The following is a 16,780-nucleotide window of genomic DNA, read 5'->3' as shown; positions in this document are numbered from 1 at the left end:
GCAGGCTCTTCCGGACTCAATCCATCCGGATTGTCACAAACCTCAGCTCGCCGGTCTTCGACGCCAGCATCAAAAGCGCGTTCTTGCGCCCCTGCTCCTTCAGCGCACCGATCCGGTCCATGACGTCCTTGGGCGTTGCGACCGATTCCTGCGCGATCTCGGTGATCACCTCGCCCGGCTGGATGCCGCGTTCGGCCGCCGCCGAATCCTTGGAGACGTCGGTCACGACGACGCCGGAGACGTCGGCGGCGATGCCGAACTTCGTGCGCGTCTCGTCGTTGAGCTCGCCGACCGTCATGCCGAGCACGGAAGCCGTCGAAACCGCAGGCGCCTTGTCGGCGTCGTCCTGGTCGGTGTTGCCGTTTTCACCGCCGCTGGCAAGCTTCTCGCCATCCTCGAGCCGGCCGAGCGTCACCTTGACGGTCTGCTCGACACCCTTGCGCACGATGATCACGTCGACGGCCTTGCCGACCGGGCTCTCCGCCACGACGCGAGGCAGGTCGCGCATTTCATGGATGTCCTTGCCGTCGAACTTGATGATGACGTCGCCGGCCTGGATGGTGCCGTTGTCGACCGGCCCGCCCTTGATGACGCCGGCGACCAGCGCGCCCTTGGCGGTCGCCATGCCCAGGCTCTCGGCAATGTCGTCGGTCACCGGCTGGATGCGCACGCCAAGCCAGCCGCGCCGCGTCTCGCCGAACTGGCGAAGCTGGTCGACGACGCCCGAGGCAAGCTGCGACGGGATCGAGAAGCCGATGCCGATCGAGCCGCCCGACGGCGAGATGATTGCCGTGTTGATGCCGATGACCTCGCCGCTGCTGTTGAACAGCGGTCCACCGGAATTGCCGCGGTTGATCGCGGCATCGGTCTGGATGAAATCATCATAGGGACCGGAATTGATGTCGCGATTGCGCGCCGAGACGATGCCGACCGTCACCGTGCCGCCGAGACCGAACGGATTGCCGATCGCCATTACCCAGTCGCCGACACGCATCTTGTTGGAATCGCCAAACTTCACAGCCGTCAGCTTGTGCCCTTTCGGATCGACCTTCAGCACCGCGACGTCGGTCTTGGTGTCGGTGCCGACCAGCGTCGCCTTGAGCGTCATCCCATCGGAGAAATTCACCTCGATGTCGTCGGCATCGGCAATGACGTGGTTGTTGGTCACCACTATGCCCTGCTCGGCGTCGACCACGAAGCCGGAGCCCAGCGACTGCACCTTTTGCCCGCCGCCGCCCTTGTCGCCGCCACGGTTCTTGAAGAAATCGTCGAAGAAGTCCTGGAAGGGCGAGCCTTCCGGCAGCTGCGGCATCGGCACTGCGCCCGGCCCCTCAGTGCCTTTAACAGTCTGCGACGTCGAGATGTTGACCACAGCGCCAAGCAGGCCGGCGGCGAGATCGGCAACCGAGGGCGGCCCGTCGGCTGCCATCGTCGGCGCCACGAACGAGGGAACGGCAACAGCGCCGACCAGAAGCGCAGCAGCCCCGGCGATGAACGTCCGCCTCGCTGCACGCAGAAGGGTGGTGGATGTCATCGAAAGGCCTCCGGGTGTTCTGAAAAACCGCTTCGGCAAAAATGCCGGTCCGCGTCATGTTGGCAAGAAATAAGGCACGTTTGCGGCTATGGCTACGGCCAGAGGATAAATCCTCCGTTACGCCGGCGCCCCTGCACCGGCCCTACTGGCCGGTGCCTGGCTGTGCCGCCGGTGCGGCGGGAGCGGCAGGCGGTGGCGCCGCCGGGGCCGCAGGCGTTTCCTTGCTGTCCGGGTCGCGGAAAAAGCGGAAGAACTCGGAATTCGGCGACAGCACCATCGTCGTTCCGGTACTGTCCAGCGCCGTGCCATAGGCATTCATCGACCGATAGAAATCGAAGAAGGCCGGATCGCGCTGATAGGCACCGGCAAACGTGGCGCTGCGCTGGGCTTCACCTTCACCACGCAGGATTTCAGACTCTTTTTGCGCTTCGGCGACGATTTCCACCACTTCGCGGTCGGCGCGAGCCCTGATCCGCTGCGCTGCCTCGTTGCCGCGCGCTCTCAGCCGCTCGGCTTCGGCGAGACGTTCGGCCTTCATGCGGTCGAAGGTCTGCTGCGAAACTTCGGCCGTGAGATCGGTGCGGCGGATGCGGACATCCTCGATCTGCAGGCCAAGCGAGGTGGCATCCGGCCTCAGCTGATCGCGCACCTCGCGCATCATCACGGCGCGCTCTTCCGAGAGCGCCGCCTCGAAGTCTCGCAGGCCATAGACGCGGCGCAAGGCGGCGTCGAGACGCGTCCTCAGCCGGGCCTCGGCCAGTTCGATCTGGCCGGAGACCGCGGCGCGGAACACACGCGGGTCCGAGATACGATAGGCGATAAAGGCATCGACCTCATAGAACTTGCCGCCTGAAACCTGGACGCGGATGTTGTCGAGGTCGAAGCGCAGCACCCTGTTTTCGATCAGCTGCACGGTGTCGGCATCGAAGAAAGAGAATGGCGCCTTGAAATAGATGCCCGGCTGGTTCTTGACGTCGACGATTTCGCCGAACCTGAGCACCAGCGCCTGCTGGCGCGCATTGACGACGAAGACCGACGAATAGAGCAGGAACAGGATGACCGCGGCGATGACCGCAATGACGGGAAGACGGTTGGCCATCACTGGTTTCCTCCGGTGGCCGGTGCCGGCGCCTTCTGCTGCAATGCCGGCAGCGGCAGGTAGGGAACCACCCCTTGCCCGTTGCCCTGCTCGACGATGACCTTGCTCGAATCCTTCAGCACCCTCTCCATCGTCTCCAGGTAGAGCCGCTTGCGCGTCACTTCCGGCGCCTTTGCATATTCGTCATAGACCGAGATGAAGCGCTGCGCCTCGCCTTCGGCCTCCTGCACGACCCGGTTCTTGTAGGCGGCCGCGTCTTCGCGGATCTGTGCGGCCGCACCGCGCGCCTGGCCGAGCTTCTGATTGGAATACTGATTGGCCTGCTCGACGAACTTGTCCTCGTCCTGTTCGGCCCGCTGCACCTCGTCGAACGCGTCTGCCACCTCACGCGGCGGCGCGGCGTCCTCGATCGAAATTGCGTTGACGTTGAGGCCGGCCTTGTAGCCGTCCAGCGTCGTCTGGATGATCTCACGCACCGACGCTGCAATGCCTTGCCGGTCGTCGCGGAAAATGTCCTGCGCCGGGCGCCGGCCGACCGCTTCGCGCATCGCGCTTTCGGCGACCTGCTGCAGCATGCCGTCCGGGTCGGACACGTCGAACAGATAGGCCTTAGGGTCGGAGACCTGATAGGCCACAGAGAACTGCACGTTGACGATGTTCTGGTCGCCGGAAAGCATCAGGCCATTGCCGCTGGAACTGCCGCCGCCGATGCTGACAAGCTGCTCGGCGATGTTGGCGGTCTCGACCGTTTCGATGGGCCACCAATGGAAATGCAGGCCAGGCTGCGAGAGCTCCGCCTTCGGCTTGCCAAACCTGAGCTCGACCGCAACTTCGTCGGGCTGCACGGTGTAGACCGCCTTGAACGCCCATAGCACCACCAGCGCCGCGGCAATCAGCCCGAACACGGCCGGGCTCGCGCCACCGCCGCCCGGCAGCGCGCGCCGCAACCTGTCCTGCCCGCGCCGGATGATATCCTCGAGATCGGGAGGCGAGCCCTGTGGGCCACTGGGTCCTTTTGGTCCCTGACCCCAAGGCCCCTGATTGTTGCCGCCGCCCCACGGGCCGCCGCCGCCGCTCTTGTCGTTCCAGGGCATGAATGTCCTTTCGCTTGGAATTCCCTCAAGCGCCGGCTCACCGGCGCAAAATCCAATATTATTCTTCTATAGGGATGCAACGGCACGCTTTCAACGCGATCGGCTGCCGCCACTGTCCGCCTTTTGGGCCATTTAGACCTGTCGCGACCCTTTGTCGTCTTCAATGCACGTCGCGGCGCCGCTCGTAAACCGAATAGCGTGTCGCATGGCTGTCCTTTTCGCCAGCCGCCACGTCTTGCGAGCGGACGATCCGCCACAGCGCCGGATCGATCCGCGGAAAATGGGCATCGCCGTCGACTGCGGCCAGAACATGGGTCACGTGCAGCCGATCGGCCAACGGCAGCGCCTGAGCGTAGATCTCCCCGCCGCCGATGACGCAGATCTCGTCGGCGCCGGCCATGCAGCGCCCGCGCACCGTCGCCAGCGCGATCGCGTCCTCGATCGAGTGCGCGACTTCGACGCCCTCGGCGCGCCACGCCTTGTCTCGTGTCACCACGATGTTGAGCCTGCCCGGCAATGGCCGGCCGATGCCTTCATAGGTCTTGCGACCCATGATGATGGGCTTGCCCATCGTATCGGCCTTGAACCGCTTGAGATCGGTGGAAAGCCGCCACGGCAACCCACCCTCGCGTCCGATCACGCCGTTCTCGGCGATGGCGACATAAATCGCGAGATCCATCAGCCGCCGTTCCCGCCATCGGATGGCTCCAGCAGCAATATGTCGATGTCGTGCTCGGGGTAGAAGTTCTGCGCCTTCATCTCGAACGTCGTCGGTCCGATCTTCCTGACGTTTTCGCCGCAAAACGAGACCAGGTTCTTCGGATCGCCCTTGTCGACGGTCAGCTTGAACGTACCGATGTTTCCCGAGGCCCAGTTGCCGCCCGTGGTCAGGATATAGGCGATGCGGTTCTCGAAATATTTGGGATAGCCGTCGGGATCGTCCTTGGCTGCCTTGCGCACGGCATTCTCGAAGGCATCGTCCATGCAGTAGCGTGTCTTGTAGGCGGCATACTGGCCCTGAAACTGGCCGTCATAGAAGAAGCTGACCGAGGAGGTGCCGCCGACGCTCGGCTTGTAGCGATGCGAGACATGGACCGCCCTGTTGGCCGGAAAGGTCGAGCGCCACCAATAGGTCGAGCGCAATTGCCAGAACGGCGTATAGACGGTCTTCATGCCCGAACCGTCGTCGGCGGTGTCCTCGATGATGATGCCGCGATTGACCCAGTCGTCGGTGACCGCTTGCGGCAGCTTTGCCAGCGCTGCCTTGGCCGCATCGCCGAACGGATAGAACGGCACGCCCTGCGCCTTCAGGTCAGCGCCGATGTCGATGCCGAGCGCGAACACCTTCTGCTCGAGCTGCGGCTTTGCCGGCACCCCGTCGATCGTGACTTCGAAGCCGAGGAAATTGTCGCTCTGCGCCTCCGGAATTGCCGGTATTTCTTCGGGGTCGCCTTCGATGTCGGGCATCGGAAAGGCGACGATCGCATTGACATCCTTGTCGGTGTTGTTGCGGAAGACGTAGTCGACCGTCACCTTTTCCGGCGAGATGTAGAGATCCTCGCTTTCCATCGCCACCGCATCGCTGCGTGAAAGGATCAGCCCACCAGTGCCGAGTTCGGCGACCGAATCATTGGCGAGCGCAGGCGTAGCCGAGAGCGCCAAGGCTGCGGTCAGGACGTAACGGAACATGGAAACTCCCCCGGCGAGAATGCCGACATGACTCTAGCCGTTCAATGTGGCGTTTCAAAGCCTTTCGGCAAATGCGCCGGCGCCTGCCGGCATGTCGTGTCGGTCTAGACACGCCGGTTCCGATCGGGCAGGAGTTCGCCCATGCGCAAGCTTCTCGTCATCGGCATCGGCGCCGGCAATCCGGAGCACATGACGGTCCAGGCCATCAACGGCCTCAATCGGGCCGACGTGCTGTTCATTCCCGACAAGGGCGCCAAGAAGAGCGACCTCGCCGAATTGCGCCGCCAGATCTGCGACCGCTTCGTCACTAATCCGAACTCGCGCCGTGTCGAATTCGAGGTGCCGGTGCGAGCCGAGCCGGCGCCTTCCTACCGCTCGACCGTCGACGACTGGCACGAAGCGATCGCCGTGATCTACGAAGGCCTGATCCGCGACGAACTCCCCGAAGATGGCTGCGGCGCCTTCCTGATCTGGGGCGATCCATCGCTCTACGACAGCGCGCTGCGCATCCTGGATCGCGTGCGCCTCAGAGGCAATATCGCGTTCGAGCTGGAGGTCATCCCTGGCATCACCGCCATCCAGGCACTCGCCGCCAGCCACAAAATGGCATTGAACCGAATCGGCGACGCCGTTTTGATCACCACCGGCCGCCGGCTCACCGAGGAAGGTCTGCCCGAAAACGCCGGCAGCACCATCGTCATGCTGGACGGCAAATGCGCCTTCAACACGCTGGACGACAAGGACGTCACCGTCCACTGGGGCGCCTACCTCGGCACCCCCGACGAGATCGTCATCTCGGGCCGGATTGGCGACGTCGGCGACAAGATCGTGAGCACCCGTGAGGAGGCCCGCCGGAAAAAAGGCTGGATCATGGACACCTATCTGCTGCGCAAGCCGGGCGAGCCGGAGGAGTAGCAGGGATCGAGCGCGGCATGAATTCCGCCGAGTTCACGCAGCGTCGATCTCGGCCTGCAGCGCCTCCATATGCGCCGCCGCTGCTGAAGACGCAGCCCGCTCGATCGCGCGGAAGCGGCTGACCACAGCAAGCCCGACCGACGTCAACTGAGCGCCACCGCCTTTTTTGCCGCCCGTTTGTGCCGCAACCAGCGGCTTGCCGAACACCCGGTTCATGTCTTCGACCAGATCCCAGGCGTGCTTGTAGGACATCTCCATGCCGCGCGCCGCGGCCGAAATCGAGCCGAAGGCGGCGATCTGTTCCAGAAGCTCGATCTTGCCTGGCCCGATGCGGCCATCTGGATCGAGATTTATCCGCAAACTCAGCGACGGCATTTGCTCCTCCGCGGTCACGCTATTCTACAAGTTCTGCAGCGATACCGCTATTCCCAAACGATATAGCGAATCATCGGCCGTTCACCCATCCACCTCGGCCGGCAACCCGGTGCCGGTATTCGCCCGGTCGAAGCTCACTGTCTTGACCACGGCGAAGACCTGTCGACCAAGCCGGAGCCCCAGCGTCTGCCGCGACTTTTCGGTGATGCGGGCAAGCACGGTTGCGCCATTGCAGTCGATGCCAATTTCGACCGTAGGCCCTTCGCCCGGCTCTATCGCCACGATCGTGCCCGGCAGTATGTTGAGCGCGCTGAGGCCAACCGGCTGCTCGGTGGCGATCATCACGTCGCGGGCTCGGATGCGGACGCGCACCGGCGCACCGACTGGCATTGCCAGAAGCGGCACCCGGATCTCGCCCGCCAATGAGCCTAGCACCGTCATGCCAAAGGCTTCGTCGTGGCGCAGAACCGCGGTATCCAGCACGGCACCGCCCTCGCCGCGCTCTTCGGCCGGCAATAGATCCAGCCGCTGCATGATCGCTCCGGTCGGACCGGAAGCGGCGACCTTGCCTTGCATCAGCACCACGACGTCACTCGCCAGCCGCGCCACTTCGGCGATCGAGTGGCTGACATAGACGATCGGAATTTTTGTCTCGTCGCGTAGCCGCTCGATATAAGGCAAGATCTCGGCCTTGCGCGCCTCGTCGAGCGACGCCAGCGGCTCGTCCATCAGCAGCAATTTCGGACTGGCAAGCAGCGCCCGGCCGATTGCCACGCGCTGCTTCTCGCCACCGGAGAGTTTTGCCGGCCGCCGGTCGAGCAGATGACCGATGCCGAGCAGTTCGACCACGCCATTGATATCGGCGTAGCGCTCGGCAGCCGGCGTGAACCAACGGCCATAGCGCAGATTGCTCGCCACGCTCATATGCGGAAACAGCCGCGCATCCTGGAACACCATGCCGATCCGCCGCTTGTGTTTCGGCACGAACAGGCCGGCGTCGCTATCGACCAGCACGCGGCCCTCGGCCGCGATACGGCCTTTGTCGGGGCGGATCAGCCCGGCAATCAAATTGATGAGCGTCGTCTTTCCGGAACCGGAAGGCCCGAACAGCGCAGTCAGCCGCCCGGCGCTCTCGAAGCGGGCATTGACGGCGAAACCGCCAAGCCGGTGGCTGATGTCGACCTGAACCGTCATTCGATGTCCATCCGCCGGCCGACGCGCCGCGCCAGCACTTCCGAGGCCACGAGTGCCGCCATCGATATGACGATCGAGATCAGCGTCAGCCTGAGCGCGCCGGCGTCGCCGCCGGGAACCTGCGTGAAAGTATAAATCGCCGACGGCAGCGTCTGCGTCTCGTTCGGGATGTTGGAGACGAAGGTGATCGTCGCGCCGAATTCGCCCATCGCCTTGGCGAAGGAGAGAATCGCACCGGCGATCAGGCCGGGCAGGATAAGCGGCAGGGTGATCGTGCCGAATACCCATAGCGGATTGGCGCCGAGCGTGCCGGCCGCCGCCTCGATTTTGCGGTCGACGGCCTCGATCGACAGCCGGATCGCCCTCACCATCAGCGGAAAACCCATCACGCCGCAGGCGAGCGCGGCGCCCGTCCAGCGAAAGGAAAAAACGATGCCGAAATGCTCGGCCAGGAAAGCGCCGGCCGGACCGCGCTTGCCGAAAGTCAAAAGCAGCAAATAGCCGGTCACCACCGGCGGCAGGATCAGCGGCAGATGCACCACCCCGTTGAGCAGCGTCTTGCCCCAGAACTGGCCGCGGGCGAGCACAAGGGCGATTGCTACACCCGGCGGCAGGCTGGCGATCATCGCCACGGTCGCCACCTTGATCGACAGCCGGACCGCGTTCCATTCGTCGGGAGTAAGATCCAGCAGCCAGTTCATGCGTCAGCGCGTTGCCCTAATTGTTCGGCGCGAGCACGGTAAAACCTTGCGCCTTGAAGAGTTCGCCAGCCTTGGCGGATTGCAGGCATTTTAGGAATGCCGGGATATCCTTGCCCTTCGAATCCGCAAGCTGGGCGACTGGATAGATGATCGGCGGATGGGTAGCCGCGGGGAAAGTGCCGACCACCTTCACGCCAGGCTCCGCATGCGCATCCGTGGCGTAGACGATGCCGAGTGCTGCCTCGCCGGTCGATACCAGTTTTAGAGCGGCGCGGACATTCTCGGCCTGCGCCACCTTGCCTTCGACGGAAGACCAGACACCGAGCGATTCGAGGGCTGCCTTGCCGTATTTGCCGGCCGGCACCGCCTTGACATCGCCCATGGCAAGTTTGCCGTCACCGACGAGCCCGGCAAGAGCGAACCCCTTTTCAATCCTGGTCTCGACCTTGGAATCCCGCGGCGCAACCAGCACGATCTGGTTACCGAGCAGTTTCATTTCGGTTTCGGGCTTGGTCAGCTTCCTGTCGGAAAGATATTTCATCCAGTCGAGATCGGCCGAGATGAACACGTCTGCCGGCGCGCCGCTTTCGATCTGCCTGGCCAGCGCCGAGCTCGCCGCGTAGGAAATGGTTGCCACCTCGCCGACGTCGGCCTCGCAAGCCTTGTTGATGGCGTCGAGCCCTTCCTTGAGGCTCGCCGCGGCAAACACGACCACCTTGTCATCGGCATAGGCCGCCGGCACCACGACCATCAGCATGGCGGCGAGACCGACTTTGGCAATCGTCGTCGAACCCTTGCGCGTCAGCATGAAACTCTCCTCGTTCCGAAGCCGTCTATCGATATATCCATGTGAACATAACAAGGAAAGGTTCTTTACCGGCGATGGTCTTCTGGGCTGAGGTTTTGCTGGCCTGCGATAATCTTCGTTGGATACAGCGGTATCGAGGCCGAAGGAAATATTTGCATAAAAACAGCGACCAGGGAGTGCGTCAGGCCGACGTCGGCCGATCAAGTTGAATGCTGACAACGCCCAAGGGCGTAGCCGCAGTAGGCAATTTCGATATGGACGGTCAGCTATGGTGCTAGACCGCGATCGGTGCCTTGATCGTCGCGTCGGCGAAATAGTTGTCGAGCCGGAAATCCTCGAAGCGGAAAGCAAAGAGATCCTTCACCTCGGGGTTTATCCATAGCGTCGGCAACGCCTTGGGCGTGCGCCGCAATTGCTCGCGCGCCTGCTCGAAATGGTTCGAGTAAAGATGCGCATCGCCGAGCGTGTGGATGAAATCGCCGGGTTTCAATCCGGTCACCTGCGCCACCATCAGCGTCAGCAACGCATAGGAAGCAATGTTGAACGGCACACCGAGAAAAATATCGCCCGAACGCTGGTAGAGTTGGCAGGAAAGCTTGCCTTCCGAAACATAGAACTGGAACAGGCAGTGGCAGGGCGGCAACGCCATGGCCTCCACCTCGGCCGGGTTCCACGCCGAAACGATCAGCCGCCGCGAATTAGGATTTTCGCGTATCTCCTTCAGAAGATTCGCAATCTGGTCGATGGCGCCGCCATGGCCGTCCGGCCACGACCGCCACTGTTTGCCATAGACCGGGCCAAGATCGCCGTTCTCGTCGGCCCACTCATCCCAGATCGAGACGCCGTGATCGTTGAGATATTTGATGTTGGTGTCGCCGGCCAGGAACCACAAAAGCTCGTGGACAATCGACTTCAGGTGCAGCTTCTTGGTGGTGGTGACCGGAAAGCCGCGGGCCAGGTCGAAGCGCATCTGGTAGCCGAATACCGAGCGCGTTCCGGTGCCGGTACGGTCGCCGCGATCAGCGCCGTTTTCCAGCACATGCTTCAGAAGGTCGAGATACTGGCGCATCGGCTCCGGTCCGATTCGGGTTGTCAGCCATCATAGCCGAATGACCGTCGGCCGAACACAGCAAAGCGAGACGATTCCAGCAGAAGCCTCACCAGCATCAGCGGCGAGGTTGCTCAGAGCGAGCCGAGCATGCCCAGATCCCTGGCGACAAGGTAATAGAACGTCACCCGGCTCTTGCTGTTGTCGGCCGCCATCGCCTTGCAGGCCTTTTCGATAGCCGCATCTGCCTTGGCGCCGTCGGTGACGCCGAGCTTGCCGGCGACCCAGCTGTTCCTGACGCGCTTCAGTTCCTCCGGGTCGGTGCAGGACACCAGCGAGGAATCGCGGTTCCTGAGCGCGATGCCCAGATGTTTGACGATCTTGGCGACCGCGTCGGCATCCGCCGCCGCATCATATTTCTTTACGTCTGCAAGATAATCGGCCATCGAATTTCCCCTCGTCGGCGCCACGGGATCCGGTTGATGAGGATTGTGGCGCGCTGCCGCAAGTATGCGCTAGGTCTCCTCACCGCCACAAAGCTTCGGTTGAGACCGGCTGCAAGTCAACCCTTCGCGATCCACTTTGGCACCGACGAAAGTGGCATTCCGGCCTTTCATTTTCCACCGCCAGTCCCTATATTCGCTTCGTCGGCTCGACCGACTATGGCGATAAACAGGCGATGAAATAAGCCGTTCGGACCCGGGGGCGGTACCCGGCGCCTCCACCAAAAACCGCTGCTCAGGAGCGGCTTTTGCTGGGGGCGAAATAGGATCGACGAAGGTGTAAAGATCGTACTTTTGCCCGGCATTGTACCACCGTTATCGGGCTAAACTTATAGTTGCCAACGACAACTATGCGGAAGCGCGTCTCGCCGCGTAAGCGGTGCGATAGCTTCAATTCAAGCCCTAGTGGTTCGCACTTCTAGGCGGGGTTCGGAGGTACCTGGCAACAGAAACCTCCATTTCTCCCTTTTTTGATAGGCGCAGCTGCAGGTCGGCCGGCGGCTTTTTTATGCGCCCTGACAGACCCAAGGCGCCGCGGCGCTTATACCAATCGCTGGCTGACCGCATCGATCGCACCGGCGAATGTTTCACCTGTGGCCGCGTCGTCGGGCAACAGCATTTCATTGTGCCCCCTGCCCGTCCGGATCATCGGAAAACAATTGGCGAGCTTGGCAACACGACAGTCAAGGAGCACCGGCCGGCCCACATCGATCATCTCCTGTATCGCATCGTCAAGGTCGGCTGGTTTGTCGCAGCGCAGGCCGACCGCTCCGAACGCCTCGGCCAATTTGACAAAATCGGGCAAGGCCTCGGAATCGGAATGCGCGAGGCGGTTGCCGTGAAGAATTTGCTGCCACTGGCGAACCATGCCCATATATCCGTTGTTCAAAATGAAGATCTTGATCGGTGCGTCGTACTGGACTGCCGTCGACATCTCTTTCATGGTCATTTGAACCGATGCGTCGCCGGCAATATCGATGACAAGGCTGTCTGGATGTGCGATCTGCACGCCCAGCGCCGCCGGCAGGCCGTAGCCCATCGTCCCGAGGCCGCCCGAACTCATCCAGCGGTTCGGCTTTTCCAAGCCGTAGAATTGGGCCGCCCACATCTGATGCTGGCCCACTTCAGTGGTAATGTATGTGTCGCGATCCTTCGTCAGCGCGTAGAGACGCTCCACCGCGTATTGCGGCATGATCACATCCTTGTTCATCTCATAGGAGAATGAATTGCGTGCGCGCCAGCCGGCGATCCTTCTCCACCAGTCCTGGAGACGGCCTCCATCCGGTTTCTGAGGCAATGCGCGCCATAGACGAACCATGTCATCCAGAACATTGCCGACATCGCCTTGTATGCCGATATCGACGTGGACGTTCTTGTTGATCGAGGACGGATCTATGTCGATATGGATCTTGCTGGAGTTGGGCGAAAAAGCGTCCACACGCGAGGTCACGCGGTCATCGAAGCGCGCGCCGACACAGATCATGACGTCGCAATCGTGCATCGCCATGTTCGCCTCATAGGAACCATGCAGACCGACCATCTTGAGCCAGTTCTTGCCGGAGGCGGGGTAAGCTCCAAGGCCCATCAGCGTCGAGGTGACCGGAAAGTCGGTCAGTTGAACCAACTCCCGGAGCAACCTGGATGCTTCCGGGCCGGAATTGACGATGCCGCCGCCGGTATAAATAACGGGTCGGCTGGCATTGGCCATCAATTCTATCGCCTGGCCGATCTTGCCGATATCGCCCTGCAGCTTCGGTTGATAGTTCTTCAGCGCGACAACGTCCGAAGGCGGCGTGTACATTCCGGACGCAAACAGAACGTCCTTCGGCATGTCGACGAGAACAGGGCCCGGTCGCCCCGACCGGGCGATGTGGAATGCCCTGTGGATCGCTGACGCCAGGTCATTGACGTCTTTGACCAAAGAGTTGTGCTTGGTGCAGGATCGCGTGATGCCAATCGTGTCACATTCCTGAAACGCATCGGAGCCGATCAATGTTGTCGGCACTTGTCCGGACAGACAGACGATCGGCACTGAATCCATCAGTGCGTCCTGCAGGGGCGTCACGGCATTTGTCGTGCCTGGGCCTGACGTGACCAGCATCACGCCGACCTTGCCCGTGGACCGGGCATAACCCTCGGCGGCATGGCCGGCGCCCTGTTCGTGGCGCACAAGGATATGCTTGATGTCGTCCTGCTGGAATATCTCGTCATAGATCGGCAATATGGCCGCGCCGGGATAGCCGAAAATATGCTCCACACCATTGTCTTTGAGTGCGCGGAGAACGATCTCCGCTCCTGTCATGCGGTTGCTCGTATGCCGAATGGAATTATCGCCTGTCATGGTTCTGTCCCGTAGCGTGATGAGGATGGGTTGACGGGGCATCGCCGAATTCGGGCGTAAGAGGAATTTCGGGCATAAAAAAAGGCCCCGTCAGGAGCCTGTTTGTCGCGCACGGGTGGCTGTCGCCGGATGGTTACACCATCCTGCCCGTGCGCTTTCCTACCACTGCAAGAACCGTTGCGATTTTCATGATGATCGCTGCTACACAGAAAATCGCGCATCGTCAACGTCTCGGGCTGAGGCGTCTCACGCTGAGGCGAAAGCCCAAGGGCTTCCCATCATCGGAACCTCCGATGGCAGCATTCGTATCTTCCCGTTTCCCTTCTCTCATGCCTTTGCGGGACAAGGCCTCAGTTTCTCGCCGCGTGTGGTCATGCCCGGCGAGCTACCTGATGGAGACAAGATGAACCAGGAAACCACACCAAAACACGAACGCATCCTGATCGTTGGCGGCAGTTCCGGCATGGGGCTGTCGCTGGCCGAACAGCGGCTTGCCGCCGGCGCTGAGGTTACGATCGTCGGCCGCTCCCAGGACCGGTTGTCGGCCGCACGGCAGCGCTTGCCTCACCCGGAAAGGCTGAGGACGATCGCAGCCGACGTCACAAGTGAGGACGAGGTCCGACGCCTGTTCCAGGATGTCGGTACGCTCGACCACATCGTCTCGACCGCCGCCGACGTCACCCGCGTCTATGTATTGCTTCCCGAGATGGACATCTCGTTGGCGCGGAAAGTGATGGATTCCAAGGTCATCGGACCGCTTCTTCTTGCCAAGCATGGCGCGCCTCGTCTGACGCCCAGGGGATCGATCACGCTGACCTCGGGCATCGCCGCCTATCGTCCGGCGGCGAAAGGCTCGGTGGTGGCAGCCGTTAATGGGGCCCTTGGCTCACTCGCCTACGCGCTTGCCGTCGAACTGGCGCCGATCCGCGTCAACGTCGTCTCGCCGGGCTGGGTCGACACGCTGATTTGGGATGCCGTCGCCGGCAGCGGAAAGACGGCTGCGCTGGATGGCATGGCAAAGCGCCTGCTCGTCGGCAGGATCGGGCAGGCAGCCGACATTGCCCACGCCATCACGTCCCTGATGCATAACGGGTTCATCACCGGAACGGTGCTTCATGTCGATGGTGGCCAGCGGCTGGTCTAGCAATGGCCAAATTTCGCGAACCATTGCGAGGAACAGCCGCAGTACCGGCGCTTGAATGCGCCGGTGGCGCCATACCATGGTGACCGGCGTCACCGGGCTGCTTCCGACCCAAGGCAACACGACGATATTGGCGTCGGCCGCGGAAGCCACGAGACGAGGAACCAGCGCGCATCCAAGACCGGCTGCAACAAGGCCCCGTATCGCACCCATGCTGGCGAACTCGCCGACGAGTTTTGGACGGTCAGGCAATGTTGCCGCAAACGTTTCGTCGAACATCCGCCTATAGACGCAACCGGGCTGGGTGACGAGGAAGGCCTCGTCAGCCAGGTCGTCGGATGTTATGGCAGTATATCCGGCCAACCGGTGATTTGCCGGCATTATGACGACGAGCTCTTCCTCGGCTATCTGCTCGCTTCGCAGCTCCGGCGCCGCCGCCGGGACGGCTCCGAAATGGAACGATACGTCCAGCGCCCCGCTTGTCACGCCGGCACGCAACCCACTGCTATCGTTCGCCCTGAGGTCCAGTTCCACATCGGGATGGCGCCGATGGAATTCCCCCAGCAAAGCCGGCAAGCGTGTCGAGCAAAGCGTCTCCAGGCCGCCGACCGTCAGGCGACCGGCAACCGTACCGCTCGCGTCGGCGACAGCGGAACGGGCTTCGTCCGCAAGGTCGAGGAGATCGTTTGCGTGGTCCAGCAGGCGCTGTCCTGCCGCCGTCAGCTTCAAGCCACGCCGTGACCTGTCGAACAGCGACGTGCCCAGATCGGCTTCCAGCGCCTGGATCTGTTCGGTCACGCTCGATTGGGCAAGATGAACCCGCTCGGAGGCGCGCGTGATGTTCAAGGTGGTGGCGACCGCCACGAAGGTCTTGAGATGTCTAAGCTGCATGTCTTGAACCCGTCGTATAGGCATAGGCTGCTTTGAACCGGGACCGCAAACGTGAAAAGGCCGGGAACATCGCCCGGCCTTTTTGTCTCGACAGGTGAAGCTTATTCCGCCGGCGCTTCCGCAACGTCCCGGCTGCGGCCGAGTGTTATCTTGGCCAGTGTGAAGGAGATCGCCGCGCACAGCGTGATGCCCGCCACCATCGGCAGCGGCGTGCCGTCGAAAAACACGCCGGCGACGCCCATGGCGACCGCGCCGATGGCGAAGTGCAGCGTGCCCATCAGCGCCGAAGCGGTGCCGGCGATCTCGCCATGCTCTTCCATGGCCAGCACCGACGTTGTCGGGATGACTAGGCCGAGAAAGCCGTAGCCGATGAACAGCAGCGCCGCCATTACGTCGAGCCGGTCGACACCCGATGCCATCACCGCGAACAGCACCACCATCGTTGTCGCATAGCCGGTCACCGCGACGCGCACCACGCGCTGCAGCCCGAACCGCTCCGATAGCAACCCGGTCAGCTGCGACATGCCGATGAAGGCAACCGCATTGATCGAGAAGAACACGCTGTAAACCGAAGGCGACAGGCCATAATGGTCGATCAGGATGAAGGACGAGCTCGACAGATAGACGAAGAAGCTCGCAATGCCGAAGCCGGCGATGGCCGTCAGGCCAAGGAAGTTGCGGTCGCCCATCAGGAAGCGGTAGCCGGAAAGTGCCGTCCCGAAGGACGAACCGGCGCGCTCTTCGACCGGCCGCGTCTCCTTGAGAGAGGTCGCCAGCAGGATGGTGGCGAGCACGGCCGCGCCCGTCACCGTCCAGAACACGGCGCGCCAGCCGAAGTTCTCGATGATCTGGCTACCGGTCAGCGGCGCCAGGATCGGCGACACCGAAAACACCAGCATCAGCAGCGACATCAACTTGGCGGCCTCGGTGCCGGTATGCAGGTCGCGAACGATCGCGCGCGGCACGGCCATGCCGGCGCTGGCGCCGAGCCCTTGCAGGAAACGGAAGGCGATCAGCCATTCGATCGAGGGAGCCAGCGCCGAGCCGACGCCGCCGACCATGAACAGCGCCAGGCCGCCGTAGAGCGGCAGCTTGCGGCCGACCATGTCGGAGATCGGTCCGACGACGATCTGGCCGAAGCCCATGGAAAGAAAGAAGATCAGCAGGCTCATCTGCACCGCGGCAGTGCCGGCATGCAGATCCTCGCCGATTGACGGCAGGGCCGGAAGATACATGTCGATGGCAAACGGGCCGATCGCGGACAATAGGCCGAGCACGACCGCAATGCGGAGGAATTTGGCGTTCATGATAGCAGGCTCTTTCGAATTCTGGTTGCCGCCGAGGACCGGCGCGTAACCCTAGGACGTCCCATCCCGTGGAGTTCCGACTCTTCTGCGGAACGAAACTCCCTTCGTGCAGTCCACAAATTTAGACAGGCTTGTCTAAT

Annotated in this window: 15 protein-coding genes, 1 other RNA gene and 1 pseudogene; 3 read left to right on the top strand and 14 right to left on the bottom strand. The window is 62.3% G+C overall.

What is annotated here, in order from left to right:
• Positions 1-16: 16 nt before the first annotated feature.
• The 5 genes from NKI79_RS01935 to NKI79_RS01915 all read right to left on the bottom strand — a co-directional run bounded on the left by NKI79_RS01935 (position 17) and on the right by NKI79_RS01915 (position 5,416).
• On the bottom strand, positions 17-1,534 hold the full coding sequence (locus NKI79_RS01935; protein ID WP_352799577.1) for a DegQ family serine endoprotease: 1,518 nt from the start codon (positions 1,532-1,534) through the stop codon (positions 17-19).
• Between the two features lie 142 nt (positions 1,535-1,676).
• Positions 1,677-2,633 (bottom strand): protease modulator HflC, encoded by a 957-nt coding sequence (hflC, locus tag NKI79_RS01930; protein WP_352799576.1) that lies wholly within the window; start codon positions 2,631-2,633, stop codon positions 1,677-1,679.
• A complete protein-coding gene (gene hflK / locus NKI79_RS01925; RefSeq protein WP_023676693.1) occupies positions 2,633-3,727 on the bottom strand; it encodes an FtsH protease activity modulator HflK in 1,095 nt (364 codons plus the stop codon). The genes hflC and hflK overlap by 1 nt, the downstream gene beginning before the upstream one ends.
• Before the next feature lie 160 nt (positions 3,728-3,887).
• The gene (locus NKI79_RS01920; protein WP_352799575.1) at positions 3,888-4,406 is read right to left on the bottom strand and encodes a dihydrofolate reductase; all 519 of its coding nucleotides are present in this window, start codon (positions 4,404-4,406) and stop codon (positions 3,888-3,890) included.
• Positions 4,406-5,416, bottom strand: coding sequence for a DUF4424 domain-containing protein (locus NKI79_RS01915; protein WP_352703561.1), 1,011 nt, complete (start codon positions 5,414-5,416; stop codon positions 4,406-4,408). Before NKI79_RS01915 ends, NKI79_RS01920 begins: the two co-directional genes overlap by 1 nt.
• Before the next feature lie 141 nt (positions 5,417-5,557).
• On the opposite strand from NKI79_RS01915, the gene cobF reads away from it, so the two are divergent.
• Positions 5,558-6,331, top strand: a complete 774-nt coding sequence (gene cobF, locus NKI79_RS01910; protein WP_352799574.1) for a precorrin-6A synthase (deacetylating) — start codon at positions 5,558-5,560, stop codon at positions 6,329-6,331.
• A 33-nt stretch (positions 6,332-6,364) separates the two neighbouring features.
• Here cobF and NKI79_RS01905 read toward each other — a convergent pair whose 3' ends face one another.
• The 6 genes from NKI79_RS01905 to NKI79_RS01880 all read right to left on the bottom strand — a co-directional run bounded on the left by NKI79_RS01905 (position 6,365) and on the right by NKI79_RS01880 (position 10,903).
• Positions 6,365-6,706, bottom strand: coding sequence for a winged helix-turn-helix domain-containing protein (locus NKI79_RS01905; RefSeq protein WP_023676697.1), 342 nt, complete (start codon positions 6,704-6,706; stop codon positions 6,365-6,367).
• Between the two features lie 81 nt (positions 6,707-6,787).
• On the bottom strand, positions 6,788-7,900 hold the full coding sequence (modC, locus tag NKI79_RS01900) for a molybdenum ABC transporter ATP-binding protein (protein WP_352799573.1): 1,113 nt from the start codon (positions 7,898-7,900) through the stop codon (positions 6,788-6,790).
• Entirely contained in the window at positions 7,897-8,601 is a 705-nt protein-coding gene (gene modB / locus NKI79_RS01895) for a molybdate ABC transporter permease subunit (RefSeq protein WP_352799572.1), read from the bottom strand. The genes modC and modB overlap by 4 nt, the downstream gene beginning before the upstream one ends.
• A gap of 16 nt (positions 8,602-8,617) precedes the next feature.
• Positions 8,618-9,409, bottom strand: a complete 792-nt coding sequence (modA, locus tag NKI79_RS01890) for a molybdate ABC transporter substrate-binding protein (protein ID WP_502909782.1) — start codon at positions 9,407-9,409, stop codon at positions 8,618-8,620.
• 274 nt (positions 9,410-9,683) lie between these two features.
• On the bottom strand, positions 9,684-10,478 hold the full coding sequence (locus tag NKI79_RS01885) for a thymidylate synthase (RefSeq protein ID WP_352799571.1): 795 nt from the start codon (positions 10,476-10,478) through the stop codon (positions 9,684-9,686).
• A gap of 113 nt (positions 10,479-10,591) precedes the next feature.
• Complete coding sequence (locus tag NKI79_RS01880; RefSeq protein ID WP_254818940.1) at positions 10,592-10,903, bottom strand: DUF2853 family protein; 312 nt, start codon at positions 10,901-10,903, stop codon at positions 10,592-10,594.
• Positions 10,904-11,064: 161 nt separating this feature from the next.
• Between NKI79_RS01880 and ssrA the strand changes: the two genes are divergently transcribed.
• Positions 11,065-11,420: a transfer-messenger RNA gene (ssrA, locus tag NKI79_RS01875) on the top strand.
• Between the two features lie 81 nt (positions 11,421-11,501).
• Here ssrA and NKI79_RS01870 read toward each other — a convergent pair.
• Complete coding sequence (locus NKI79_RS01870; protein WP_502909781.1) at positions 11,502-13,262, bottom strand: acetolactate synthase 3 large subunit; 1,761 nt, start codon at positions 13,260-13,262, stop codon at positions 11,502-11,504.
• Between the two features lie 442 nt (positions 13,263-13,704).
• Between NKI79_RS01870 and NKI79_RS01865 the strand changes: the two genes are divergently transcribed.
• The gene (locus tag NKI79_RS01865) at positions 13,705-14,445 is read left to right on the top strand and encodes an SDR family oxidoreductase (RefSeq protein ID WP_352799568.1); all 741 of its coding nucleotides are present in this window, start codon (positions 13,705-13,707) and stop codon (positions 14,443-14,445) included.
• A gap of 72 nt (positions 14,446-14,517) precedes the next feature.
• On the opposite strand, the pseudogene NKI79_RS01860 reads toward NKI79_RS01865, so the two are convergent.
• Together NKI79_RS01860 and NKI79_RS01855 are read right to left on the bottom strand one after the other, a co-directional pair.
• Positions 14,518-15,333 (bottom strand): annotated as a pseudogene (locus tag NKI79_RS01860) (LysR family transcriptional regulator); the annotation flags it as partial.
• Between the two features lie 101 nt (positions 15,334-15,434).
• A complete protein-coding gene (locus NKI79_RS01855; protein WP_023676705.1) occupies positions 15,435-16,640 on the bottom strand; it encodes a multidrug effflux MFS transporter in 1,206 nt (401 codons plus the stop codon).
• Between the last annotated feature and the right edge of the window lie 140 nt (positions 16,641-16,780).

The sequence above is a fragment of the Mesorhizobium sp. M0340 genome (assembly GCF_040321535.1).
Classification (GTDB): domain Bacteria; phylum Pseudomonadota; class Alphaproteobacteria; order Rhizobiales; family Rhizobiaceae; genus Mesorhizobium.
Note: the sequence above shows the minus strand (reverse complement) of the source record. Positions and strands in the feature narration are given on the sequence as shown.